21 protein-coding genes and 2 pseudogenes are annotated in these 21,457 nt (G+C 71.1%); 17 read left to right on the forward strand and 6 right to left on the reverse strand.

What is annotated here, in order from left to right:
- Nucleotides 1-253: 253 nt before the first annotated feature.
- Nucleotides 254-3,103 (forward strand): annotated as a pseudogene (gene uvrA / locus HNQ58_RS07500) (excinuclease ABC subunit UvrA); the annotation flags it as partial.
- On the forward strand, nt 3,103-3,630 hold the full coding sequence (locus HNQ58_RS07505; RefSeq protein WP_183948292.1) for a thioesterase family protein: 528 nt from the start codon (nt 3,103-3,105) through the stop codon (nt 3,628-3,630). The pseudogene uvrA and the gene HNQ58_RS07505, both read left to right, overlap by 1 nt.
- 27 nt (nt 3,631-3,657) lie before the next feature.
- Here HNQ58_RS07505 and HNQ58_RS07510 read toward each other — a convergent pair whose 3' ends face one another.
- Nucleotides 3,658-4,122: a copper chaperone PCu(A)C gene (locus tag HNQ58_RS07510; RefSeq protein WP_183948293.1), complete on the reverse strand. Its 465-nt coding sequence runs from the start codon at nt 4,120-4,122 to the stop codon at nt 3,658-3,660.
- Between the two features lie 149 nt (nt 4,123-4,271).
- Here HNQ58_RS07510 and HNQ58_RS07515 point away from each other — a divergent pair, with 149 nt between their 5' ends.
- On the forward strand, nt 4,272-5,732 hold the full coding sequence (locus HNQ58_RS07515; RefSeq protein ID WP_183948294.1) for a DUF4139 domain-containing protein: 1,461 nt from the start codon (nt 4,272-4,274) through the stop codon (nt 5,730-5,732).
- Between the two features lie 8 nt (nt 5,733-5,740).
- A complete protein-coding gene (locus HNQ58_RS07520) occupies nt 5,741-6,490 on the forward strand; it encodes an enoyl-CoA hydratase/isomerase family protein (RefSeq protein ID WP_183948295.1) in 750 nt (249 codons plus the stop codon).
- A gap of 46 nt (nt 6,491-6,536) precedes the next feature.
- Here the strand turns inward: HNQ58_RS07520 and HNQ58_RS07525 are convergent, their stop codons facing one another.
- The 3 genes and pseudogenes from HNQ58_RS07525 to HNQ58_RS07535 form a co-directional block, all read right to left on the reverse strand.
- Nucleotides 6,537-7,391 (reverse strand): sulfurtransferase, encoded by an 855-nt coding sequence (locus HNQ58_RS07525; protein WP_183948296.1) that lies wholly within the window; start codon nt 7,389-7,391, stop codon nt 6,537-6,539.
- 56 nt (nt 7,392-7,447) lie between these two features.
- Nucleotides 7,448-8,247 (reverse strand): annotated as a pseudogene (locus HNQ58_RS07530) (NUDIX hydrolase).
- Nucleotides 8,248-8,318: 71 nt separating this feature from the next.
- The gene (locus HNQ58_RS07535) at nt 8,319-8,999 is read right to left on the reverse strand and encodes an FKBP-type peptidyl-prolyl cis-trans isomerase N-terminal domain-containing protein (protein ID WP_183948297.1); all 681 of its coding nucleotides are present in this window, start codon (nt 8,997-8,999) and stop codon (nt 8,319-8,321) included.
- 150 nt (nt 9,000-9,149) lie between these two features.
- On the opposite strand from HNQ58_RS07535, the gene HNQ58_RS07540 reads away from it, so the two are divergent.
- The 13 genes from HNQ58_RS07540 (at nt 9,150) to rnt (ending at nt 20,362) form a co-directional block, all read left to right on the forward strand.
- On the forward strand, nt 9,150-9,932 hold the full coding sequence (locus HNQ58_RS07540; protein WP_183948298.1) for an enoyl-CoA hydratase-related protein: 783 nt from the start codon (nt 9,150-9,152) through the stop codon (nt 9,930-9,932).
- Nucleotides 9,933-10,120: 188 nt separating this feature from the next.
- Nucleotides 10,121-11,623 (forward strand): electron transport complex subunit RsxC, encoded by a 1,503-nt coding sequence (rsxC, locus tag HNQ58_RS07545; RefSeq protein ID WP_183948299.1) that lies wholly within the window; start codon nt 10,121-10,123, stop codon nt 11,621-11,623.
- A complete protein-coding gene (locus HNQ58_RS07550; RefSeq protein WP_183948300.1) occupies nt 11,620-12,672 on the forward strand; it encodes an RnfABCDGE type electron transport complex subunit D in 1,053 nt (350 codons plus the stop codon). Before rsxC ends, HNQ58_RS07550 begins: the two co-directional genes overlap by 4 nt.
- Complete coding sequence (gene rsxG, locus HNQ58_RS07555; protein WP_183948301.1) at nt 12,669-13,346, forward strand: electron transport complex subunit RsxG; 678 nt, start codon at nt 12,669-12,671, stop codon at nt 13,344-13,346. Before HNQ58_RS07550 ends, rsxG begins: the two co-directional genes overlap by 4 nt.
- Nucleotides 13,343-14,011, forward strand: coding sequence for an electron transport complex subunit E (locus HNQ58_RS07560; protein ID WP_183948302.1), 669 nt, complete (start codon nt 13,343-13,345; stop codon nt 14,009-14,011). The genes rsxG and HNQ58_RS07560 overlap by 4 nt, the downstream gene beginning before the upstream one ends.
- Nucleotides 14,008-14,691: an endonuclease III gene (gene nth, locus HNQ58_RS07565; protein WP_183948303.1), complete on the forward strand. Its 684-nt coding sequence runs from the start codon at nt 14,008-14,010 to the stop codon at nt 14,689-14,691. The genes HNQ58_RS07560 and nth overlap by 4 nt, the downstream gene beginning before the upstream one ends.
- 48 nt (nt 14,692-14,739) lie before the next feature.
- Nucleotides 14,740-15,816: an OprO/OprP family phosphate-selective porin gene (locus HNQ58_RS07570; protein ID WP_183948304.1), complete on the forward strand. Its 1,077-nt coding sequence runs from the start codon at nt 14,740-14,742 to the stop codon at nt 15,814-15,816.
- A gap of 152 nt (nt 15,817-15,968) precedes the next feature.
- Nucleotides 15,969-16,490 carry an RNA polymerase sigma factor gene (locus HNQ58_RS07575; RefSeq protein WP_183948305.1) on the forward strand — a complete coding sequence of 174 codons (522 nt, stop codon included), beginning with the start codon at nt 15,969-15,971 and terminating at the stop codon, nt 16,488-16,490.
- A 184-nt stretch (nt 16,491-16,674) separates the two neighbouring features.
- Nucleotides 16,675-17,064, forward strand: a complete 390-nt coding sequence (locus HNQ58_RS13405; RefSeq protein ID WP_183948306.1) for an HvfA family oxazolone/thioamide-modified RiPP metallophore — start codon at nt 16,675-16,677, stop codon at nt 17,062-17,064.
- Nucleotides 17,065-17,146: 82 nt separating this feature from the next.
- Entirely contained in the window at nt 17,147-18,004 is an 858-nt protein-coding gene (locus HNQ58_RS07585; RefSeq protein ID WP_183948307.1) for an HvfB family MNIO-type RiPP peptide maturase, read from the forward strand.
- A complete protein-coding gene (locus HNQ58_RS07590; RefSeq protein ID WP_183948308.1) occupies nt 17,991-18,788 on the forward strand; it encodes an HvfC family RiPP maturation protein in 798 nt (265 codons plus the stop codon). Before HNQ58_RS07585 ends, HNQ58_RS07590 begins: the two co-directional genes overlap by 14 nt.
- An 82-nt stretch (nt 18,789-18,870) precedes the next feature.
- Entirely contained in the window at nt 18,871-19,521 is a 651-nt protein-coding gene (locus tag HNQ58_RS07595; protein WP_183948309.1) for an HvfX family Cu-binding RiPP maturation protein, read from the forward strand.
- A 169-nt stretch (nt 19,522-19,690) separates the two neighbouring features.
- On the forward strand, nt 19,691-20,362 hold the full coding sequence (rnt, locus tag HNQ58_RS07600; protein ID WP_183948310.1) for a ribonuclease T: 672 nt from the start codon (nt 19,691-19,693) through the stop codon (nt 20,360-20,362).
- 9 nt (nt 20,363-20,371) lie between these two features.
- On the opposite strand, the gene HNQ58_RS07605 is transcribed toward rnt, so the two are convergent.
- Complete coding sequence (locus HNQ58_RS07605; protein ID WP_343057234.1) at nt 20,372-20,638, reverse strand: CBU_0592 family membrane protein; 267 nt, start codon at nt 20,636-20,638, stop codon at nt 20,372-20,374.
- A gap of 1 nt (nt 20,639) precedes the next feature.
- Complete coding sequence (gene rlmB / locus HNQ58_RS07610) at nt 20,640-21,395, reverse strand: 23S rRNA (guanosine(2251)-2'-O)-methyltransferase RlmB (RefSeq protein ID WP_183948311.1); 756 nt, start codon at nt 21,393-21,395, stop codon at nt 20,640-20,642.
- Nucleotides 21,396-21,457 lie beyond the last annotated feature (62 nt).

A 21,457-nucleotide genomic window follows, 5' to 3' on the forward strand; every position in this document is an offset into this window, starting at 1 on the left:
GGGGACCGGGGACCGGGGACCGGGGAAGAGCATCGCAGTCTCGTCATTCCCGCGAAAGCCGGACCGAGCGTAGCGAGGGCGTAGCCGCGAAGCGGCCGAGTCCGGGGACTTTCCAGCCCGGCAGCGTGGCGGGCGGCTGCCGGACTCCCCCTCTGCGGGATCGAAGGCGCCGGCGCTTTCCCGCCCCCGACTCCCGCCTCCCCGCCCTGCTAGACTGCCCTGTTCCGATCCACACGGAGACCCGGACGGACGCATGGACACCATCCGTATCCGCGGCGCGCGCACCCACAACCTCAAGAACATCGACCTCGACCTGCCGCGCAACCGGCTGATCGTGATCACCGGGCTGTCCGGCTCGGGCAAGTCCTCGCTGGCCTTCGACACCATCTACGCCGAGGGCCAGCGCCGCTACGTCGAGTCGCTGTCGGCCTACGCCCGGCAGTTCCTGTCGGTGATGGAAAAGCCCGACGTCGACCATATCGAGGGGCTGTCGCCGGCGATCTCGATCGAGCAGAAGTCGACCTCGCACAACCCCCGCTCCACCGTCGGCACCATCACCGAGATCTACGACTACCTGCGCCTGCTCTATGCGCGCGTCGGCACGCCGCGCTGCCCGGACCACGACTTCCCGCTGGCCGCGCAGACGGTCAGCCAGATGGTCGACCAGGTGTTGGCGCTGGATCCGGAGAAACGCTGGATGATGCTGGCCCCGGTAGTGCGCGAGCGCAAGGGCGAGCATGCCCAGGTGTTCGACCAGCTGCGCGCCCAGGGCTTCGTGCGGGTGCGGGTGGACGGCAGCGTGCACGAGATCGACCAGGTGCCGCCGCTGGCGCTGCGGGTCAAGCACACCATCGAGGCGGTGATCGACCGCTTCCGCGTCCGTGACGACATCAGGCAGCGCCTGGCCGAGAGCTTCGAGACCGCACTCAAGCTCGGCGACGGACTGGCGGTGGTGGTCGACATGGACGACCCCAAGGCCGCCGGCTTGCTGTTCTCGTCGAAGTTCAGCTGCCCGGTCTGCGACTACTCGTTGCCGGAACTGGAGCCGCGGCTGTTCTCGTTCAACTCGCCGGTCGGCGCCTGCCCGAGCTGCGACGGCCTCGGGGTGGCGCAGTTCTTCGACCCGGCGCGGGTGGTCGTGCACCCGGACCTGAGCCTGGCCGCCGGCGCGGTGCGCGGCTGGGACCGCCGCAACGCCTATTACTTCCAGATGATCGCCTCGCTGGCCAGACACTACGGCTTCGATGTCGACACGCCCTGGCAGGCACTGCCGGAGAACGTGCGCGAAGCGGTGCTGAACGGCAGCGGCGAGGAGGTCATCACTTTCACCTACCTCACCGAATCCGGCGGCCGCACCCAGCGCAAGCACCGTTTCGAAGGCATCATCCCCAACCTCGAACGCCGCTACCGCGAGACCGAGTCGCCGGCGGTGCGCGAGGAGCTGAGCAAGTTCATCAGCGAGCGGCCCTGCCCGGAATGCGCCGGAACCCGCCTCAACCGGGCCGCGCGCAACGTCTACGTCGCCGAGCGCACCCTGCCGGAGATCGTCCGCCTGCCGGTGGACGAGGCGCTGGCCTTCTTCGCCGACCTGACACTGGCCGGCTGGCGCGGCGAGATCGCACAGAAGATCGTCAAGGAAATCCACGAGCGCCTGCGCTTCCTGGTCGATGTCGGCCTCGACTACCTGACGCTGGAGCGCCAGGCCGACACCCTCTCCGGCGGCGAGGCGCAGCGCATCCGCCTGGCCTCGCAGATCGGCGCCGGCCTGGTCGGCGTGATGTACGTGCTCGACGAACCCTCGATCGGCCTGCACCAGCGCGACAACGAGCGCCTGCTCGGCACCCTGACCCGGCTGCGCGACCTCGGCAACACGGTGATCGTGGTCGAACACGACGAGGACGCGATCCGGCTGGCCGACCACATCGTCGATATCGGCCCCGGCGCCGGCGTGCACGGCGGCGAGATCGTCGCCCAGGGCTCGCTCGACGACGTGATGGCCGCGCCGCGCTCGCTCACCGGCCAGTACATGAGCGGCGCCAAGCGCATCGAGATCCCACGCCAGCGCAAGGCGGCCAATCCGACGATGACGCTGCGCCTGCTCGGTGCCAGCGGCAACAACCTGCAGGACGTCGACCTGGAGATCCCGGCCGGGCTGTTCGTCTGCATCACCGGCGTGTCCGGCTCGGGCAAATCCACGCTGATCAACGACACCCTGTTCCGCATCGCCGCCAACGAACTCAATGGCGCCAGCCACAAGCCGGCGCCGTTCCGCGAGGTGCACGGCATCGACCTGTTCGACAAGGTGGTCGACATCGACCAGTCGCCGATCGGCCGCACCCCGCGCTCCAACCCGGCCACCTACACCGGCCTGTTCACGCCGCTGCGCGAACTGTTCGCGCAGGTGCCGGAGGCGCGCGCCCGCGGCTACTCGCCGGGGCGCTTCAGCTTCAACGTGCGCGGCGGCCGCTGCGAGGCCTGCCAGGGCGACGGGCTGATCAAGGTCGAGATGCACTTCCTGCCCGACGTATACGTGCCCTGCGACGTCTGCCACGGCAAGCGCTACAACCGCGAAACCCTGGAAATCCTCTACAAGGGCCACTCGATCCACGACGTGCTGGAGATGACCGTCGAGGACGCGCTGGCGCTGTTCGAGCCGGTGCCGGCGATCGCCCGCAAGCTGGAGACACTGATGGACGTCGGCCTGAGCTACATCAAGCTCGGCCAGGCCGCGACCACCCTCTCCGGCGGCGAGGCGCAGCGCGTGAAGCTGTCCAGGGAGCTCTCGCGCCGCGATACCGGCCGCACGCTCTACATCCTCGACGAGCCGACCACCGGCCTGCACTTCCACGACATCGAGCACCTGCTGGCGATCCTGCACCGCCTGCGCGACGACGGGAACACCGTGGTCGTGATCGAGCACAACCTCGACGTCATCAAGACCGCCGACTGGATCGTCGACCTCGGGCCCGAGGGCGGCCACCGCGGCGGCCGGATCATCGCCACCGGCACGCCCGAGGACCTCGCCCGGCACCCGCAGTCGTACACCGGCCAGTTCCTGGCGCGGATGCTGCCCACCACCGGCAACAGGAAGAAGACCGCCGCATGACCCGCCGCCGCAAGAAGACCGAAGACGCCGCCGGCACGCCGGCCGCGAAGCCGCGCCGCCGCAAGCCGGCCAACACCCAGCCCCCGACGCCGGCGTCGGCGGCGCAGCCCGTGGCGGACGGCGCACCGCCGCTGCTGATGCGGGCGCCGATACCGGTGCGCTGGCGCGACTTGGACGCCTTCAACCACGTCAACAACGCCAACTACCTGACCTTCCTCGAAGAGGCGCGGCTGCAGTGGCTGCAGTCGCTGCCCGGCCCGTGGGTGAGCGAGGACGTGGCGCCGGTGCTGGCGGCGGTGCAGATCAACTACCGGCGTCCGATCGAGTGGCCCGCGCAACTGATCGTCGAGTTGTACGGCGAGCGTGTCGGCAACACCAGCATCACCATCGGCCACCGCATCGTCGCGGAAAACGACCGTGGCATCGTCTATTGCGACGGCAACGCCGTGCTGGTGTGGATCGACCGCCACAGCGGCAAGGCCGCCGAACTGCCCGACGCGGTGCGCCGCGGCTGCGGCGGCTGACCGGCGGCCAAGCCGGCCGCCACCCGGTCAATGATGGTGGTGGCCGTGGCCCGCGTGCGGATCCTCGCCGGCGTTGCGCTGCACCGGAAAGGCGGCGTCCACGGTGCGGCCATCGGTCAAGCGCAGCCGCAGGATCACCGTGTCGCCCTCGGCCAGCGGCTGGCGCGGCTGGATCAGCATCAGGTGCAGACCGCCGGGCTCCAGCACCGCCTCGCCTCCGGGCGGAATCTCGATCGCCGCCACCGGACGCATGCGGCTCACGCCATCGACTTCCTCGGTGCGGTGCATCTCGACCGACTCGAAGGCATTGCTGTCGATGCCGATCACACTGACGGCCTCGCTGCCGCTGTTACGCAGGGTGGCGTAGCCCGCCAGCATGGTCGCTCCGGGCGGCGCGGCGCGCACCCAGGCCGAATCGACGACGACATCCGCACTCGCGGCTGAACAGGCCGCGAAGAGCACGACCCCGAGGGAAATGAGCAGACGTTTCATCCGCCTATGATAGCCACTCCTGCGTCGCCGGAGGACCCGGGAGACCGCATCGGGACACCGTCATCCCGGTGCACGTCGGGACCGGACCCTCTTCGTGCCATGCCGCGCGGCGGTGGCAATCGTTCATCCAGGACCCACGGAGTGGAACCATGCAACGCGCCCTCGTCACCGCCCTGCTCGCCGCCCTCGCCACCCCCGCCCTCGCCACGCGCGAAGGCGGTGCCAGCCTGACCATTTACAGCGGCGATTACGACGCCGTCGTGCAATCCGCCGGCGGCTTTGCGCCTGGCCACGCGCTGGTGCGCGAACGGCACCGCTTCGAACTCGCCGCCGGCGCCAACCAAGTGCGCGTGGGTGGCCTGCCGCAGGCGATCGATGCCGCCGGTGTCGTGTTCCGTGCGCTCGGCGACGCGCAGGTCGGCAGCCAGCGCTTCGATTTCGCCCTGGCCGGGCAGGACGAACTGCTGCGCCGCGCCATCGGCCGCACGATCCGCGTCGAACAGGCGGTCGGCGGCGAACGGCTGCGCCATGCCGGCGTACTGCTGGCAGCCGGTGCCGGCCTCACCCTGGCGCTGCCCGACGGCCGGGTGAAAGTGCTGTCCGACTACGCCAGCTTCGAACTGGACGAACTGCCCGCCGGCCTCAGCGCCAAGCCGACCCTGCGCTGGGACGTGCAGGCACCGCGCGCCGGCAGCCAGCGCTTCGACCTCGACTATCCGACCGGCGGCCTGGCCTGGCGCGCCGAATACCTCGTCACGCTGGCGTCCGGCCGCGACTGCCGCCTCCACCTCGCCGCTGCCGCGCAGATCGCCAACCGTTCCGGCGCCAGCTTCTCCGGTGCGCAGATCACGCTGGTCGCCGGCCAGCCCAACCGCGTCGCCGCGCCGCCGGCGCCCAAGGCCATGCGCGGCGAGGCGATGATGATGGTGGCCGATGCACTGCCGACGCCGGAAGCCTCCGGCGAGTACCACGCCTGGCGACTGCCCGGCACGACCGATCTGCCCGACGCCAGCCTCCAGCGCGTGCCGCTGATGGCCGACGCGCGCGGCGTCGCCTGTGAACGCCGCTACGAGACGCGCGCCGGCTTCGGCGGCTGGCAGCCGCCCACGCCCATCGTCGAGCCCGGCTTCGGCGTGTCCGGCCGCCAGCCGGTGCTGGCCACGCTCGCCTTCGACAACCGCAAGGCGGCCGGCCTCGGCCAGCCGCTGCCGGCCGGCCGGGTGCGCGTGTTCGAACACGACGGCGCCCTGCTCGGCGAGGCGCTGCTCGCGCATACCCCGGCGAACGCGAAGGTCGAACTCGAACTCGGCACCGTCTTCGATCTCGACGCCGAGCGCCGGCGCGAGGATTTCCGCCTCGACCGCGCCGCCCGCAGCATGACCGAACGGATCAGCCTGACCCTGCGCAACGCCAAGCCGCAGGCCGCGACCGTGCGCGTGGTCGAGTCGTTGCCGCGCTGGAGCGAGTGGGAAATCGTCGAGGCCAGCGGCAAATGGGACAAGCGCGATGCCCAGAGCATCGCCTTCGAGGTCGCCGTGCCGGCCGGCGGCGAGACGACCGTGAGCTACACCGTGCGCTATCGTTGGGCTCCCGACGTCCGCATCCCATGAGGCCGACCATGCTCGAAATCAGCAGCCACGGCGCCATCCGCGAAATCCGCCTCGCCCGCCCGCCGGTCAACGCGCTGTATCCGCCGCTGCTGGCGCCGCTGCGCGACGCGGTGCGCGCCGCGCCGGAGGACGGCATGCAGGGCCTGGTGATCGCCGGCGGCCCGAACGCCTTCTCGGCAGGGCTGGACGTGCCCTACCTGCTCACTCTCGACCGTGCGGCGCTGCTGGACGCCTGGCGGGTGTTCTTCGAGACCGCACAGGCCATCGCCGAGTCACCGATCCCGGTCGTGGCCGCGCTCGCTGGCCACAGCCCGGCCGGCGGCTGCGTGCTGGCGCTGTGCTGCGACTACCGGGTGATGGCGCGCGGCCCGTTCCGCATCGGTCTGAACGAGGTGCAGGTCGGCCTGGCGGTCCCCGAGGGCATCCAGCACCTGCTGCGCCGCGTGGTCGGCGCCTACCGCGCCGAGCGGCTGATGGTCGCCGGCGCGATGCTCGAGTCGGAGGAGGCGCTGGCGGTCGGCCTGGTCGACGAGCTCACCGACGTCGACCACGTCGCCACCCGCGCCCGCGCCTGGCTGGAGGATCTGCTCGCCAGGCCGCTGCGGCCGATGCTGGAAACCCGCCGCCTCGCCCGCGCCGATCTGGTCGGCGCGCTGACCGACCCGCAGCGGCTCGACCTCGACCGCTTCGTCGACAACTGGTACCGCGACGACACCCAGGCGGTGCTGCACGCGCTCGTCGCGCGGCTGAAGAAATAGCCGCAGGCGCTGTGGGAGCGCCGCGCCCGCAGCACCGTGCACGCAGTCAGGCGCCGGTGGCGATCGGTCGCGCCGGATCGTCGATCCAGCCGCTCCAGGAGCCGGCATAGATGCGCGCGCCGCGCAGGCCGGCACGCTCCATCGCCAGCAAGGCCTGGCAGGAGGTGACGCCGGAACCGCACATCAGCACCACCTCGGACGGGTCGCGGCCGTCGATCAGTGCGCGATACCCGGCGGCCAGCTCCACCGGCGGACGGAAGCAGCCGTCGGCCTGCACATTGCGGACATAGGGCCAGTTCACCGCACCGGGAACGTGCCCGGCGCGCCGGTCGATCGGCTCGGATTCGCCGGAGAAGCGCTCCGGCGCGCGCACGTCGATCAGCCAGCCGGGCGGCTCGCCCAACCGGGCCTGCACGCTCGCGGCGGTGGCGATGCGGTCGCGGTCGAAGCGGCCCTGGTAACGAGCCTCGACGCACTTCCGCATCCTGGTTTCGGTCGGCAGGCCCAGTGCCAGCCAGCGTGCGTAGCCGCCGTCGAGCACCGCCACCTTCTGGTGGCCGAGCAGGCGCAGCAGCCACCACAGCCGGGCCGCGGCCATGGCGCCGTCGCTGTGGTCGTAGGCCACCACCTGGGTCTGCGGCGTGATGCCCCAGCGACCCAGCGTGGCGCAGAAGGCGCTTTCGTCCGGCAGCGGGTGGCGGCCTTCGCCCGGCCGCTTGGCACCGGAAAGGTCGCGGTCGAGATGGGCGTAACGGGCACCCGGAATCCGGGCCTCCAGCCAGGCGTGCTCGCCCGCATCCGGCGCCGCCAGCGAATAGCGGCAATCGACGATCACCACGTCCGGCCGTGCAAGGCCGATGGCGAGGGTCTCGGCAGCCACCAGCGTGGTCCAGCCCTTCATGGCGTCACCTCGCGTCGTGGGATCCGTGGGGTCCTGGGGCCATGGCGCAGCGTGCATCAGTGCCCTGTCAATTTCTCACGCAGATTGACCAGCATGGCGGCCGTCGCCCCCCAGATCCGGTAGTGGCGATAGCGGAATTCGTAGTAGTGCCGCGGCCGTCCGGCGTAATCGACCTCGACCCGGCGGCAGTTGTCCGGGTCGAGCAGGAAACCCAGTGGCACCTCGAAGGCCTCGGCCACTTCGCCGGGATCGATCACCGGCCGGTAACCGGCCGCCACCCATGCCACCAGCGGCCAGACGTGGTAGGCGGTGATGGTTTCGAACGGGTCGAGGAAGCCGATCGGGCGGGCGAACTCCGCCCCCAGGCCGACCTCCTCACGGGCCTCGCGCAGCGCGGCGCGCAGCGGGTCGCCATCGGCGGCCTCGATGCGACCGCCCGGAAAGCTCACCTGGCCGGCGTGGTGCCGCAGGGACTCGGTACGCCGGGTCAACAGCACCTTGAGGCCACCCTCGCGCAGCACCAGCGGCACCAACACCGCAGCCGGTATGCGCGGCTGGGCCGGCGGCACCAGATCGCGCAGATCGGCGGCGTTCCAGGCCGGGCCCATCGGCGGCGCATCCGGCGCATGCAGGACGCCGGCGAGGCGGTCGAGCACCCGGCCCGGATCGTTCACCTCCGCCTCACCTCGCGCGCCGGCAACACCTCGTCCATCAGCCGCAGGCGCTCGTCGTCGCCCATCAGGCTCCAGCGGGCGATCTCGTCGACATGGCGCAGGCAGCCCTGGCAATAGCCCTCGTCGTCGAGCGCGCAGACGCCGACGCAGGGGCTGAGGATGGCTTTGTAGACGGGAATCATCGGATACGAAAACGGCCGGGGAGCGCCCCGGCCGTCGATCGTCGCATCACCGGACGGAGAGCGCCCGGCGCTTACTTGACCTCGATCAGGCGCACGTCGAACACGACCGCCTGGTTCGGGCCGATCGGCGAGCGCGGCGAGTTGCCGTAGGCGTGTTCGGCCGGCAGATAGATCTCCCAGCGCGAGCCCTGGCGCATCATCGGCAGCACTTCCTGCAGCCCCGGCAGCGGCGCCTCGTTGACCTTGATGGTCACCGGCTGGTTGCCGGAATAGGTGCTGGCGAATTCCTGCCCGGTGTGCAGCGAGCCGCGGAAGTGGATCTGCACCTCGCTGGTCGCGCTCGGCTGGCGACCGTTGCCGTTCTCGATCACCCGGTACTGGATGCCGCTCGGCAGCACGGTCACGCCCTGCTTGGTGCGATTCTCGGCCAGGAACTTGTCGCTGGCGGCCTTGTTCTGGCTGGAGACGCGCTCGAACTCGGCACGGGCCTCGGCGACCAGCTTTTCCTGCATCGCGCGCAGGGCCTCGGCCATCTGCGGCTCGGGCACCGCCGGGTTGCGCTTGGCGTGACCGTCCTGGATGGCACGGATCACGGTGTTCATGTCCACGTCGAGCTTGCGCTCGTTGAGGTCGCGGCCGATCTCGTAACCGATCGCGTAGCTCAGCCTGCCCTTCTCGGACGTGGTGTCCTGCGCCGTCACGGCGCCGGTAGTCAGGGCCGCCAGCAGCGCGGCCGTCAGGCGCAACTTCATCAAAACCTCCGGTGAAAGTGTCGGAGCGGTCGCTACCACTCCGAGGGCGCAGTAGCATAACCGCGGCACGGCTGAACCGCCACTTAGCCTGACCGTGGCGCGGCCGCAGAGTTTCCCGACCCGTTTTTCCCTTTGTTTCCGGAGCGTTAAATGGCCTTCCAGAACCTGCTGACCGAGGATCGCGGCGCGGTGCGCGTGATCACCGTCAACCGCCCCGACAAGCTCAACGCCCTCAACCGCGCCACGCTCACGGAACTGCACCTGGCCTTCGACCAGGCGGCGGCCGACGACGCCATCCGTGCCGTCGTGCTGCGCGGCGCCGGCGAGAAGGCCTTCGTCGCCGGCGCCGACATCGCCGAACTGGCGGGCCTGAGCGCGGTGCAGGCGCGCGACCTGTCGCGGCACGGCCAGCGGCTGATGAGCAAGGTCGAGCGCCTGGGCAAACCGGTGATCGCGATGATCGGCGGCTGGGCGCTCGGCGGCGGGCTGGAACTGGCGATGTGCTGCCACCTGCGCGTGGCCTCGGAGAAGGCGAAGCTCGGCCTGCCCGAGATCACCCTGGGCGTGCTGCCCGGCTTCGGCGGCACCCAGCGGCTGCTGCGGCTGGCCGGGCGCGGCGCGGCGCTGGAACTGACCCTGACCGGCGCGCCGATCGACGCCGCCCGCGCCCATGCGCTGGGCCTGGTCACCCGCGTGGTCGCACCCGACCAGCTCGAAGCCGAGACGATGAAGCTCGCCGAACAGCTCGCCACGCTGGCGCCGCAGGCCGTGCGCGCCATCCTCGACACCGTGCTGGTCGGCGGCGAGAGCGCCATCGACGTCGGCCTGGAGTTCGAGACCCAGGCCTTCGGCGTGTGCTTCTCGACCGAGGACATGCGCGAGGGCACCACGGCGTTCCTGGAGAAGCGCAAGCCCGCCTTCTCCGGCCGCTGACTTCCCTCCTTGCCCGGGAGCGGCGGCTTCAGCCGCGACCTGGAAGCCAGAAGCGAGTGAAGAGGAGTGAGGAATGAGTGAAGACAGGGCTCGACGAGCCGACGCTTGCCCTCGTTGCTCGCGCTTCTTCACTCGTTTCTGCCTCCCGGGTCGCGGCTGAAGCCGCTCCACAGGAACACCATACGTCCATGCGCCTGCACCGCTTCCACGGCGGCCTGAAGCTGCCCGAGCACAAGGCCGAATCGACGGCCGCGCCGATTCGCGCCTGCCCGCTGCCGGCGCGGCTGGCGGTGCCGCTGGTGCAGCATGCCGGCGACGCGGCCGAAGCCTGCGTCATGCCGGGCCGGCGCGTGCGGCGCGGCGAGCGCATCGGCAGCGTCGGCGGCGTTCGCGGCTGCGACGTGCACGCGCCGGCCGCCGGAACGGTGATCGCGGTCGAGCCGCGCCCGCTGGCGCATCCGCCCGGCATCGACGCCCTGCACGTGCTGATCGAGCCCGACGGCAGTGACGAGGCCGTCGTCCTGCCGCCGTTGGACTGGCAGACGGCCGCGCGCGGCGAACTGCTCGCGCGCGTGCGCGACGCCGGCATCGCCGGCCTCGGCGGTGCCGGCTTCCCCACCGCCGAGAAACTCGCGGTGCCGCGCGAGACGCTGATTCTCAACGGTGCCGAGTGCGAACCCTACATCGCCTGCGACGACCGTCTGCTGCGTGAGCGGGCCGATCAAGTGCTGCGCGGGGGCCAGGCCCTGCGCCGGATCGTGGGCGCCGAGCGCGTGCTGCTGGCCATCGAGGAGAGCATGGCCGAGGCGCTGAAGGCCGCACATGCCGCGGTCCGGGCGCTGGGCGACGACGGCATCGAGGTGGTCGCGGTGCCGACCATTTATCCCGAAGGCGGCGAGCGGCAACTGATCCGCGTGCTCACCGGCCGCGAAGTGCCACGCGGCGGCCTGCCGCGCGACATCGGCGTGATCGTGCAGAACGTCGCCACCGCCGCCGCCGTCTGGCGCGCGGTGGCGCTCGGCGAGCCGCTGACCCGGCGCATCGTCACCGTCACCGGACGCGGCGTGGCCCGGCCGGGCAACTACGAAGTCGCCTTCGGCACGCCGGTGTCGCACCTGATCGCGCAGGCCGGCGGCTACACGCCGGAAGCGGCGCGCCTGCTGCTGGGCGGGCCGATGATGGGCGTGGCGCTGCCGCACGACGACTTCCCCATCGGCAAGACCAGCAACTGCGTGCTGGTGCTGGCACAGGACGACGTGCGTGACGCCGCACCGGAAATGCCCTGCATCCGCTGCGGTGAATGCGCGCGCGTCTGCCCGGCCCGGCTGCTGCCGCAGCAACTGCTGTGGCATGTGCGCGCCGAAAACTGGGAGCGCGCCCGCGCTGACGGCATCTTCGACTGCATCGAGTGCGGCTGCTGCGACCTGGTCTGCCCCAGCCACATTCCGCTGGTGCAGCACTTCCGCTACGCCAAGACCGAGCTGCGTCACCGCGACCGCGAGGCCGCCGAGGCCGCCGCCGCCAAGGCCCGCTTCCAGGCGCGCAAGGCGCGGCTGGAGCGCGAGGAAGCCGAGCGCGCCGCGCGGATGGCGGCGCGCAAGGCGCAGGCGGCGACGCCGGACGCAGTGGCGGCGGCGATCGAGCGCGCCAGGGCGCGCCGCCAGTCCAGTCCGCAGGAGTCGCAGGAATGAGGCAATTCCCCACCGCCACCGCACCGCACCTGCCCGCCGGCCGCAGCGTGCGCCAGGTGATGGCGCTGGTGCTGCTGGCGCTGTTGCCCGGCGCCGCCGCGCACGTGTGGTTCTTCGGACCGGGGCTGGTCATCCAGATGACGCTGGCGGTCGCCTTCGCGCTGGCCTTCGAGGCGGCCATGCTGCGCCTGCGCGACCGGCCGCTGCGGCCCTTCCTCGGCGACCTCAGCGCGCCGCTCACCGCGGTGCTGTTCGCGCTGTGCCTGCCGCCGCTGGCGCCGTGGTGGATCGCGGCGATCGGCATGTTCGCCGCCATCGTGTTCGCCAAGCATCTGTACGGCGGGCTCGGCTACAACCTGTTCAACCCGGCGATGGTCGGCTATGCCGTGGTGCTGGTCTGCTTCCCGCGCGAGATGACGCAGTGGCCGCCCCCGGCCGGGCTGGACGTGGCCGTGCCCGGTTTCGCCGACAGCCTGGCGGCGATCCTCACCGGCACCCTGCCGGCACCTTGGCAGTGGGACGCGATCTCCCGCGCCACCCCGCTGGACACGCTGCGCAGCCTCGCCGCGCAGGGCGAGATGATCCCCGACATCCGCGACAACCCGGTGTTCGGCACGCTCGGCGGCCGCGGCTGGGAGTGGATCGCCACCTGCTACCTGCTCGGCGGCCTGTTCCTGCTGTGGACGCGGGTGATCGACTGGCGGGTGCCGGTGGCGACCCTGGGCGGCGTGATCGCGCTGACCCTGCCGTTCTGGCTGGCCGACCCGGACGTGCACCCGTTCCCGCTGCAGCATGTGTTTTCCGGCGCACTGATGCTGGCGGCGTTCTTCATCGCCACCGACCCGGTGTCCGGCTGCACCACGCCGCGCGGGCGGCTGATCTTCGGCCTCGCCGTGGGCGTGCTCACGCTGGTGATCCGCCGCTGGGGCGGCTATCCCGACGGCGTCGCCTTCGCCGTGCTGCTGATGAACTGTGCCGCGCCCTGGATCGACCTGCACACGCGGCCGCGCATCTACGGCGAGTCACGCGGACGGAGCGGCGCGGCATGAACTTCACCCTGCGCCAGATCCTGTCCGCCGGCGCCCTGCTCGCGCTGACCGCGCTGCTGGCTGCCGGACTGCTCACCGGCGTCAAGGAGCTCACCGCCGGGCGCATCGCCGAAGCCGAACGGCAGGCGCAGCTGCGCGCGCTGGCCGCGGTACTGCCGCGCGACCGCTACGACAACGACCCGCTGGCCGACGCCATCACCGTGCGCGCGCCGGCCTGGCTGGGCAGCGACACACCGCTGCCGGTATGGCGGGCGCGCCGCGACGGGACCGAGACGCAGCTGGTGTTGCGCGCGCTCGCGCCGGACGGCTACAGCGGCTCGATCGCGCTGCTGATCGGCATCGGCCGCGACGGGCGGCTCGCCGGGGTGCGCGTGATCGACCACCGCGAAACGCCCGGCCTGGGCGATGCCATCGAAGCGGAAAAGAGCGACTGGATCGACCGCTTCATCGGCCGCGGCCTCGGCGACCCGCCGCCGGAGCGCTGGGCGGTGCGCAAGGACGGCGGCGACTTCGACGCCTTCGCCGGCGCGACCATCACGCCGCGCGCCGTGATCGCCGCGGTCCACCGCGCGCTGGCCTTCGTCGAGAAGCACGGCGACACCCTGTATGCTGCCGCGGCCGGCGCGGAGCTGCGCTTCGACGATGCCCCGGACACGCCCCGGCGACCCCGATGAACGACGCCCCCGCCCCCCGCACGATCCTCGAATACGGCCTCTCCAGCGGCAATGCCGGGCTGGTGCAGCTGCTCGGGCTGTGCCCGCTGCTGGCGGTCAGCAACAACGCGGTCAACGCGCTGGGACTGGGGCTGGCGACGCTGCTCGCGCTGATCGCCACCAATACCGTGGTGGCCTCGATCCGCCGCCTCACCCGCCGCGACGTGCGCATCCCCGCCTTTGTCATGGTGATCGCCGCGGTGGTGACCACCATCGAGCTGTCGATGCGCGCCTTCCTGCCCGACCTGCACGCCGTGCTCGGCCTGTTCGTGCCGCTGATCGTGACCAACTGCGCGATCATGGGCCGCGCCGAGGCTTTCGCCTCGCGCCACGACCCGGCACGCGCCGCGCTGGACGGCTTCGCGACCGGGCTGGGCTTCCTCGCCGTGCTGCTGGCGATCGGCCTCATCCGCGAGCTGTTCGGCGCCGGCACCCTGTTCGCCGGCGCCGGCCGCATGCTGCACCTGCCTTGGCTGGAACTCACCGCCATCGAGCACTACCGCGGCTTCCTGCTGGCGATCCTGCCGCCGGGCGCGTTCATCGTGCTGGCGCTGCTGATCGCGTTGCGCAACCGCTGGCAGGCGCGCCGCGCCGCCGCGTCCACGCACCCCATGGAGGCGGCATGAACAAGCCCGCGCCGCGCCGGACGCGCGGCCTGAGCCTGGCCGAGCGCCGCGAGCTGTTCTCGCGCCTGGCCGAGCTCAACCCGAAACCGACCACCGAGCTGGAGTACACCACGCCGTTCGAGCTGCTGATCGCGGTGATCCTGTCCGCGCAGGCCACCGACGTCGGCGTCAACAAGGCCACCCGCAAGCTGTTCCCGGTCGCCAACACCCCGGAGCAGATCCTCGCCCTCGGCGAGGACGGCCTGAAGCGCTACATCGCCAGCATCGGCCTGTTCAACAGCAAGGCGAAGAACATCATCGAGACCTGCCGCCTGCTGATCGAGCGCCACGGCGGCGAGGTGCCGCGAACCCGCGAGGCGCTGGAGCGGCTCCCCGGCGTCGGCCGCAAGACTGCCAACGTGGTGCTCAACACCGCCTTCGGCGAGCCGACCATCGCCGTCGACACCCACATCTTCCGGGTCGCCAACCGGACCGGACTGGCGCCCGGCAGGACCGTGCGCGAAGTCGAGGACAAGCTGCTCCGGGCGGTGCCGCCCGAATACCGCAAGGACGCCCACCACTGGCTGATCCTGCACGGTCGCTACGTCTGCAAGGCCCGCAAACCGGACTGCCCGCAGTGCGTGATCCGCGATCTGTGCCGGTTTCGTGACAAAACCGTTGCAGATGTCACAAAGCTGTAATGTTTCCGTCACAGGATGCGCACGCCCTGTCATCCTGTGGTCATACCGATGTCACATCCGCGTCTTCTCGCCACGGCCTGCCTGCTCGGGTTGGGCCTGCTCATTCCCGCCCAGGCCGAGGCCGGCGACGCGCTGCGGCTGGGCGTGTTCGCCCAGTACGACCTGCTGCGCTTCGACGAGGCGCCGGCACCGCTGGACGACGCCTCGTTCTGGCGGCGCGGCCGGGTCTCGCTGGGCGGCAAGTTCGCCAACGGGATGGACTGGAAGGTCGAGTACGACTTCGTGCCGGACGCCTGGACCGATGTCTACCTGCGCCTGCCGCTCGCCGGCGGCCGGCTCTGGCTCGGCCAGTTCAAACAGCCGCTCGGACAGGAGGCGCTGCTCTCGGACAAGGCCGCGCTGTTCACCGAATCCAGCGTGAGCGGCGCCTTCGCCCCCGGCCGGCGGCTCGGCGTGCAGTACGTGCGCAGCCAGCCCTGGGGCACGCTGGCGGTGAGCGCCTACGGCCGCGACATCCATGACGCCGGCCCGGATGCCGGCCTTGGTGCGCGCTGGTACCGCGGCTTCGGTGACGGCGCCTCCGGCCTGCTGCATATCGGGGCCGCCGCGGCGGTCGAGCAGCCGTCATCGGCCAGCCTGCGCCTGCGCGTGCGGCCCGAGACCGGCCCCAAGGGCGGCAGCTGGCTCAGCACCGGCAACCTGCCGCTCGACCGCCAGACCCGCTACGGCCTGGAGGCCGGCTGGCAGCACGATCGTCTGCTGTTGCAGGGCGAATGGCTGGGTTCGCGCTTCGATGCCCCCGGCGGCAACCATAGCAGCGGCGACGGCGGCTACCTGGCCGCCGCGTGGACCCTGCGCGGCGCACCGCGCGTCTACAAGGACGGCCTGTTCGGCACCCCCGAGCCCGGCCAGTCGCTGCTCGGCGCGGTCGAACTGGTCGCGCGCTACAGCCGCCTCGACCTGCCGCTGGCCGGTGGCGGCCGCACCGGGCAGGACGCCTGGACGCTCGGCCTCAACGCCCAGATCGGCAAGTATTGGCGGGCGATGCTCGACTACACGGCCGCCGAGGACCGCAGCGGTCGCGACGCCACCGGCTGGACCCTGCGCGCCCAGTTCGCCTTCTGAGCCCCGTCCGCGGGCAGCTAAACACCAGCTGAACGGATTCGCCGGGTCGCGAATCCGCGCGCCTCGTCCCTGCCTCTCATGGTCGCAACGCAGCCTCGCCTTCACGCGACGCTGCGTTGCCGGCGTTAACCTTGAGGGAAAACGAGGCCATCATGCTGCTCGCCATGACCGGCACGCACTGCGATATCGAAGCCGCCCGCGCCGGCGACCGGCAGGCGCTCGAACGCCTGCTGACGCACTCGCGGCTGGATCTGCGCCGTTACGCCGAGTACCACTGCATCGTCAATGACATCGACGACGCGGTGCAGGAGGCCCTGCTGCGGATCGCTCGCGGCATCCGCCAGTTGCGCGCGATCGAGGCCTTCACTTCCTGGCTGTTCCGCATCGTCAAGCGCGAGTGCAACCGCATGAAGCGCGGCCTGCGCCACCTGCGTGGCGAGCCGGTCCCGGTCGAGATCCTGCCGGCGCGCGACGTGCCGTATGCCGAACTCACCCACGACATCGCCGCCGCGCTCGAGTCCCTGCCGACGCATTATCGCGAGATCATCCTCCTGCGCGACATGGAGGGATTGACCATCGCCGAGATCATGCAGCGCCTGGGCCTGACCCGCGAAGCCGCCAAGGCCCGGCTGCACCGGGCGCGGGTACTGGCACGGGAGTATCTCGACCGCTGACAAGGCCGTGAAAGAACAGCCTCTCGGGCGAGCCGGGACGGCCCGCGACTCGGCCCAATGCCCAGGGCCGTGTTTTTCACGGGCGCCGAGTGCCCGGCGCCCCTGCAGCATCGGCCACCGCACCGCGGTCGGCCGCAACACCCGCGGATACGCTCCGCATCCACCCCACCAGGAGAGAGAACCCATGTCCAACAAGATCAAACCCGTTTCGATGGCGATCGGCGCCGCCTTCATCGGCAGCTTCGCGATCGCCACCTCGGCCTTCGCGATGAACGACCTGCCGCAGGGCTACATGCTGTCCGCCGACAGCCAGGCCGAGAAGGGCAAGGAAGGCAAGTGCGGCGAAGGCAAGTGCGGCGCCGACAAGAAGGCCGAAAAGGAGGGCAAGTGCGGCGAGGGCAAGTGCGGCGCCGACAAGAAGGCCGAAAGGGAAGGCAAGTGCGGCGAAGGCAAGTGCGGCGCCGACAAGAAGGCCGAAAAGGAAGGCAAGTGCGGCGAAGGCAAGTGCGGCGCCGACAAGAAGGCCGAAAAGGAAGGCAAGTGCGGCGAGGGCAAGTGCGGCAGCGCCCACTGATCGCCTGACGCCATGCGGAGCGGCGACGGGCGCTCCGCCCGTCGACCGCCCGCCGCATTCTCCCGCCACGAGGACACGACCGATGATCCAGCATCGTCTCCTGCCCGAGGCCTGCGCCGGCCTGGGCCTGCGCCGCGCCCTGCTCGGTCCGCTGTGCGAGGCCGCAGCGGGCGATTTCGATTTCCTCGAATGCGCACCGGAAAACTGGATCGGCATCGGCGGCCGGCTCGGCGAGCGGCTGCATGAACTCACGGCGCGCTACCCGCTGGTCTGCCACGGCCTGTCGCTGTCGCTGGGCGGGACCGAACCACTCGACGAAACCTTCCTGACCCGCGTGCGGCGCTTCCTCGACGAACACCGCGTGCCCGTCTACAGCGAGCACCTGAGCTACTGCGCCGACGACGGCCAACTCTACGACCTGATGCCGATCCCGTTCACCGAGGAGGCGGTACGCCACGTCGCCGCGCGCATCCGCCAGGCCCAGGACATCGTCGGCCGCCGCATCGCGGTGGAGAACGTCTCCTACTACGCCGCGCCGTTCCAGGGGATGGACGAGATCGACTTCCTGAATGCCGTGCTGGCCGAGGCCGACTGCGAACTGCTGCTCGACGTCAACAACGTCTTCGTCAACGCGGTCAACCACCGCTACGACGCTGTCGACTTCCTGCGCCGCCTGCCCGGCGAGCGCATCGCCTATGTCCACATCGCCGGCCATTACGACGAAGCCGACGACCTCAAGGTCGACACCCATGGCGCGAGCGTCAAGCCCGACGTCTGGGCGCTGCTGGCCGAAGCCTATCGGCTGTATGGCGTGCGCCCGACCCTGCTAGAGCGCGACTTCAACTTCCCGCCCTTCGACGAACTGCTCGCCGAGGTGGCCACCATCCGCCGCCTCCAGCGCGACGCGACAACCCCGGAGGTTCGCCATGCACGCGGCTGAAGCCCCGGCCGCGCTGCGCGCGCAGGAGTTCGCACTGGCCCGGCATATCCGCGACCCGGACGCCAACCCGCCGCCGCCCGGCATCGAGGATCGCCGGCTGCGGATCTATCGCGAGCTGTTCTACAACAACGTCGAGGATCTGCTGAGCGGCAACTTCCCCGTGATCCGCAAGATGCTCGACGACGGCGACTGGCACGCGCTGGTGCGCGGCTTCTTCCGCGAGCACCGCTGCCGCACGCCGCTGTTCCCCGAGCTGCCGCGCGAGTTCCTGCAGTACCTGGAGCACCGGCAGGCGCGCGGCGCAGGCGACCCGGCCTGGCTGCTGGAGCTGGCCCATTACGAGTGGGTCGAGCTGGCGCTGGACATCGACGATGCCGACCCGGCCACGGTGCCGCACGATCCGCAGGGCGACCTGCTGGCCGGCGCGCCGCTGCCCTCGCCGCTGGCCTGGCCACTGGCCTACCGCTGGCCGGTGCACCGGCTCGGGCCGGACTTCCTGCCCGATACGCCGCCGCAGACGCCGACCTTCCTGCTGGTGCGCCGCGATCGCGCGCACAGAGTGCGCTTCTCCGAGATCAACGGCCTGACCTTCCGCCTGCTGCAACGGCTCGGCGAATTTCCCGAGCTCAGCGGCCGCGACCAGCTCGCCGCGCTGGCGGCCGAAGCGCATGCCCCCGACGTCGAGGCCTTCATCGCCCAGGGTGCCGCCATGCTCGTGCAGCTGCGCGACAGCGGCGCCCTGCTCGGCACCCGCCCCGCCCCGCCCTGGTCAGACGCGGCGTGAGCCGCGACCGGGCGGGTCGCGGATTCACCGGTCGCGGCCCACGCCGCTGCCGCCCCCAGAGAATCCTCGCCGAGAGATACGCATGAACCGACTCACCGACTCCGCCCTCGACCTCCGCGACCGCCTCGATGGCGTCGGCCACTGGCTCGCCCCGCTCGGCCTGCGGCTGATCCTGGCCTGGGAGTTCTGGGAAGCCGGCATCGAGAAACTGCGCGGCGAAAACTGGTTCGGCGGCATCCAGTCGCAGTTTCCCTTCCCCCTCAACATCGTCCCTGCCGACCTGAGCTGGACGATGGCGACCTGGGCCGAGCTGCTCGGCGCATTGGCGCTGCTGTTCGGCCTGGGCACGCGCTTTTTCGCCTTCAGCCTGTTCGTGCTCACCGTGGTCGCCACCGCCGCGGTGCACTGGCCGGCGGAGTGGAACTCGCTCGGCGAGCTCTGGCAGGGCTACGCGATCCGCGACACGGGCCACGGCAACTTCAAACTGCCGCTGCTGTTCGCGCTGATGCTGCTGCCGTTGATCCTGCACGGCCCGGGCAGGCTCAGCCTGGACGCGCTGATCGTCCGGATGCTCGGCCACCGCTCCGAGCAGCCCGGCGGCGGTGCGCTCGGCTGGGGCCTGGTCCTGCTCGTGTCCGGTCTGCCGCTGTTGATGCTGCTGCCGGCGGTCGGACTGGCCGCCGTCGTGCTCGGACTGGCACTGCTGATCGCGCATCGCTTCGCGCGCGCCTGAGGCTCGGGACTCGGGAGCGGGCACGGAACTCTCGCCATCCCGACGCTCGCCGGGATCCATTGCCCTGGCATCGCCGAAGCGGGCACATCAAGCGTCCGATCCGCACGGAACCCGGCCCGCTCCGGGCGCTTCGTCGAGCCTCCGATCCGGCGCCTGCTATCCTTGCGGCATGAGCGATTCCCCCGACATGCCGCGGCTGGCCGAGCGCTTCCGCGGGTTCCTGCCCGTGGTCGTGGACGTCGAGACCGGCGGCTTCGACTGCGAGCGGCACGCCCTGCTCGAGATCGCCGCGGTGCCGATCGAGGTCGACGACGGCGGCTTCCTCCACCCCGGTCAGGCCGTGTCCACACACGTCGAACCGTTTCCCGGCGCGGAGATCGATCCGCGCTCGCTGGAAGTGACCGGCATCGTGCTCGACCACCCGTTCCGCGACGCGGTGCCCGAACGCGCCGCGCTCGACCGCATCTTCGTGCCGGTACGCGCCGCAATCCGGCGCCACGGCTGCCAACGCGCGATCCTGGTCGGCCACAACGCCCACTTCGACCTCGGCTTCGTCAACGCCGCGGTCAAGCGCGTCGGCCACAAGCGCAACCCGTTCCACCCGTTCAGCACCTTCGACACGGTGACGCTGGCCGGCATGGCCTACGGACAGACGGTGCTGAGCAAGGCCGTGCAGGCCGCCGGCCTGCCCTGGGACGGCAACGAGGCGCACTCGGCCGTCTACGACGCCCTGCGCACCGCCGAGCTGTTCTGCACCATCCTCAACCGCTGGCGGCAGTGGGAAATCGCCTCGGGCCAGATCCCGCTGCCGCAGCGCGCCACGGGCACATCGGGCGCTTGAGCGGGCGCGTCACTCCCGTCGCGCGCGACGCAGGCGGATGCCGCGGGCGATGCCGTACAGGCTGATGGCGATCCAGGCGATCTGGATCACGAAGGCCGACAGGTTGAAAGAGTAGAACAGCGATATCAGTACCAGCGTCGCGCCGAGCAGGTTCATCAGCTGATAGACGATGCCATCGCCGCGCAGCCGCCCGGCCTGCAGGCCGAAGAAGGCCAGCAGCACCAGCCCGACGCCGAGCAGGCCGGCGTAGTCGTGCCATTGCAGCTCCAGTGCCATGTCAGCATGCCCCCGTGCGCTGCCGCACCGCCTCGAACAGGGCCACGCCCGCGGCCACCGAGACGTTGAGGCTTTCCATGTCGCCTGGCATCGGGATCCGCGCCAGGCCGTCGCAATGCTCGCGGGTGAGCCGGCGCAGACCCTCGCCCTCGCCGCCGAGCACCAGCGCCACGTTGCCGGTCAGGTCCAGCGAGTACAGCGAGCCCTGCGCCTCGCCGGCCAGCCCGTAGGCCCACACGCCGAGATCGCGGATCGCGCGCAGCGTGCGGGCGAGGTTGGTGACGCGCACCACCGGGAGGCGGTCGGCGGCGCCGGCCGAGGTCTTGCGCACGGTGGCATTCACCGGGGCCGACCTGTCCTTCGGGATCACCACCGCGGTGACGCCGGCCGCCGCCGCGCTGCGCAGGCAGGCGCCGAGGTTGTGCGGGTCCTGCACGCCGTCGAGCACCAGCAGCAACGCGCGACCCGCGGCCGCTTCGATCAGCTCCAGCAGCTCGCCCTCGTCCCAGGTACGGGCGGCCTCGTAACGCGCCACCACGCCCTGGTGGCGCACGCCGCCGGCTGCGCCTTCCAGTACCTGCACGTTGACCTTGCGCACGGCGATGCCGGCGTCGCGCGCGGCGCGCTCGATCTCGGCCAGGCGCGGATTCTTCGCGCCGGCCTCGACCAGCACCTCGCGCACATGCGCGGCGTCATGCGCCAGCGCCGCGGCCACCGCGTTGATGCCGGCCACCCAATGGCCCGTTCCCTTGCTCATGTTGCGTGCGTTTCCCGTTCCAGTGGCGGAGCCAGGCGGCGCAAGCGAGGCACAGGTGCGCC

Origin of the sequence: Rehaibacterium terrae, from assembly GCF_014202935.1 — a bacterium.
Lineage (GTDB): Bacteria > Pseudomonadota > Gammaproteobacteria > Xanthomonadales > Xanthomonadaceae > Rehaibacterium > Rehaibacterium terrae.

Coding starts and splice junctions, on each gene's coding strand:
- HNQ58_RS07505 (WP_183948292.1), top strand. CDS start 3,103: ATGACCCGCCGCCGCAAGAAGACCGAAGACGCCGCCGGCACGCCGGCC.
- HNQ58_RS07510 (WP_183948293.1), bottom strand. CDS start 4,122: ATGAAACGTCTGCTCATTTCCCTCGGGGTCGTGCTCTTCGCGGCCTGT.
- HNQ58_RS07515 (WP_183948294.1), top strand. CDS start 4,272: ATGCAACGCGCCCTCGTCACCGCCCTGCTCGCCGCCCTCGCCACCCCC.
- HNQ58_RS07520 (WP_183948295.1), top strand. CDS start 5,741: ATGCTCGAAATCAGCAGCCACGGCGCCATCCGCGAAATCCGCCTCGCC.
- HNQ58_RS07525 (WP_183948296.1), bottom strand. CDS start 7,391: ATGAAGGGCTGGACCACGCTGGTGGCTGCCGAGACCCTCGCCATCGGC.
- HNQ58_RS07535 (WP_183948297.1), bottom strand. CDS start 8,999: ATGAAGTTGCGCCTGACGGCCGCGCTGCTGGCGGCCCTGACTACCGGC.
- HNQ58_RS07540 (WP_183948298.1), top strand. CDS start 9,150: ATGGCCTTCCAGAACCTGCTGACCGAGGATCGCGGCGCGGTGCGCGTG.
- rsxC (WP_183948299.1), top strand. CDS start 10,121: ATGCGCCTGCACCGCTTCCACGGCGGCCTGAAGCTGCCCGAGCACAAG.
- HNQ58_RS07550 (WP_183948300.1), top strand. CDS start 11,620: ATGAGGCAATTCCCCACCGCCACCGCACCGCACCTGCCCGCCGGCCGC.
- rsxG (WP_183948301.1), top strand. CDS start 12,669: ATGAACTTCACCCTGCGCCAGATCCTGTCCGCCGGCGCCCTGCTCGCG.
- HNQ58_RS07560 (WP_183948302.1), top strand. CDS start 13,343: ATGAACGACGCCCCCGCCCCCCGCACGATCCTCGAATACGGCCTCTCC.
- nth (WP_183948303.1), top strand. CDS start 14,008: ATGAACAAGCCCGCGCCGCGCCGGACGCGCGGCCTGAGCCTGGCCGAG.
- HNQ58_RS07570 (WP_183948304.1), top strand. CDS start 14,740: ATGTCACATCCGCGTCTTCTCGCCACGGCCTGCCTGCTCGGGTTGGGC.
- HNQ58_RS07575 (WP_183948305.1), top strand. CDS start 15,969: ATGCTGCTCGCCATGACCGGCACGCACTGCGATATCGAAGCCGCCCGC.
- HNQ58_RS13405 (WP_183948306.1), top strand. CDS start 16,675: ATGTCCAACAAGATCAAACCCGTTTCGATGGCGATCGGCGCCGCCTTC.
- HNQ58_RS07585 (WP_183948307.1), top strand. CDS start 17,147: ATGATCCAGCATCGTCTCCTGCCCGAGGCCTGCGCCGGCCTGGGCCTG.
- HNQ58_RS07590 (WP_183948308.1), top strand. CDS start 17,991: ATGCACGCGGCTGAAGCCCCGGCCGCGCTGCGCGCGCAGGAGTTCGCA.
- HNQ58_RS07595 (WP_183948309.1), top strand. CDS start 18,871: ATGAACCGACTCACCGACTCCGCCCTCGACCTCCGCGACCGCCTCGAT.
- rnt (WP_183948310.1), top strand. CDS start 19,691: ATGAGCGATTCCCCCGACATGCCGCGGCTGGCCGAGCGCTTCCGCGGG.
- HNQ58_RS07605 (WP_343057234.1), bottom strand. CDS start 20,638: ATGGCACTGGAGCTGCAATGGCACGACTACGCCGGCCTGCTCGGCGTC.
- rlmB (WP_183948311.1), bottom strand. CDS start 21,395: ATGAGCAAGGGAACGGGCCATTGGGTGGCCGGCATCAACGCGGTGGCC.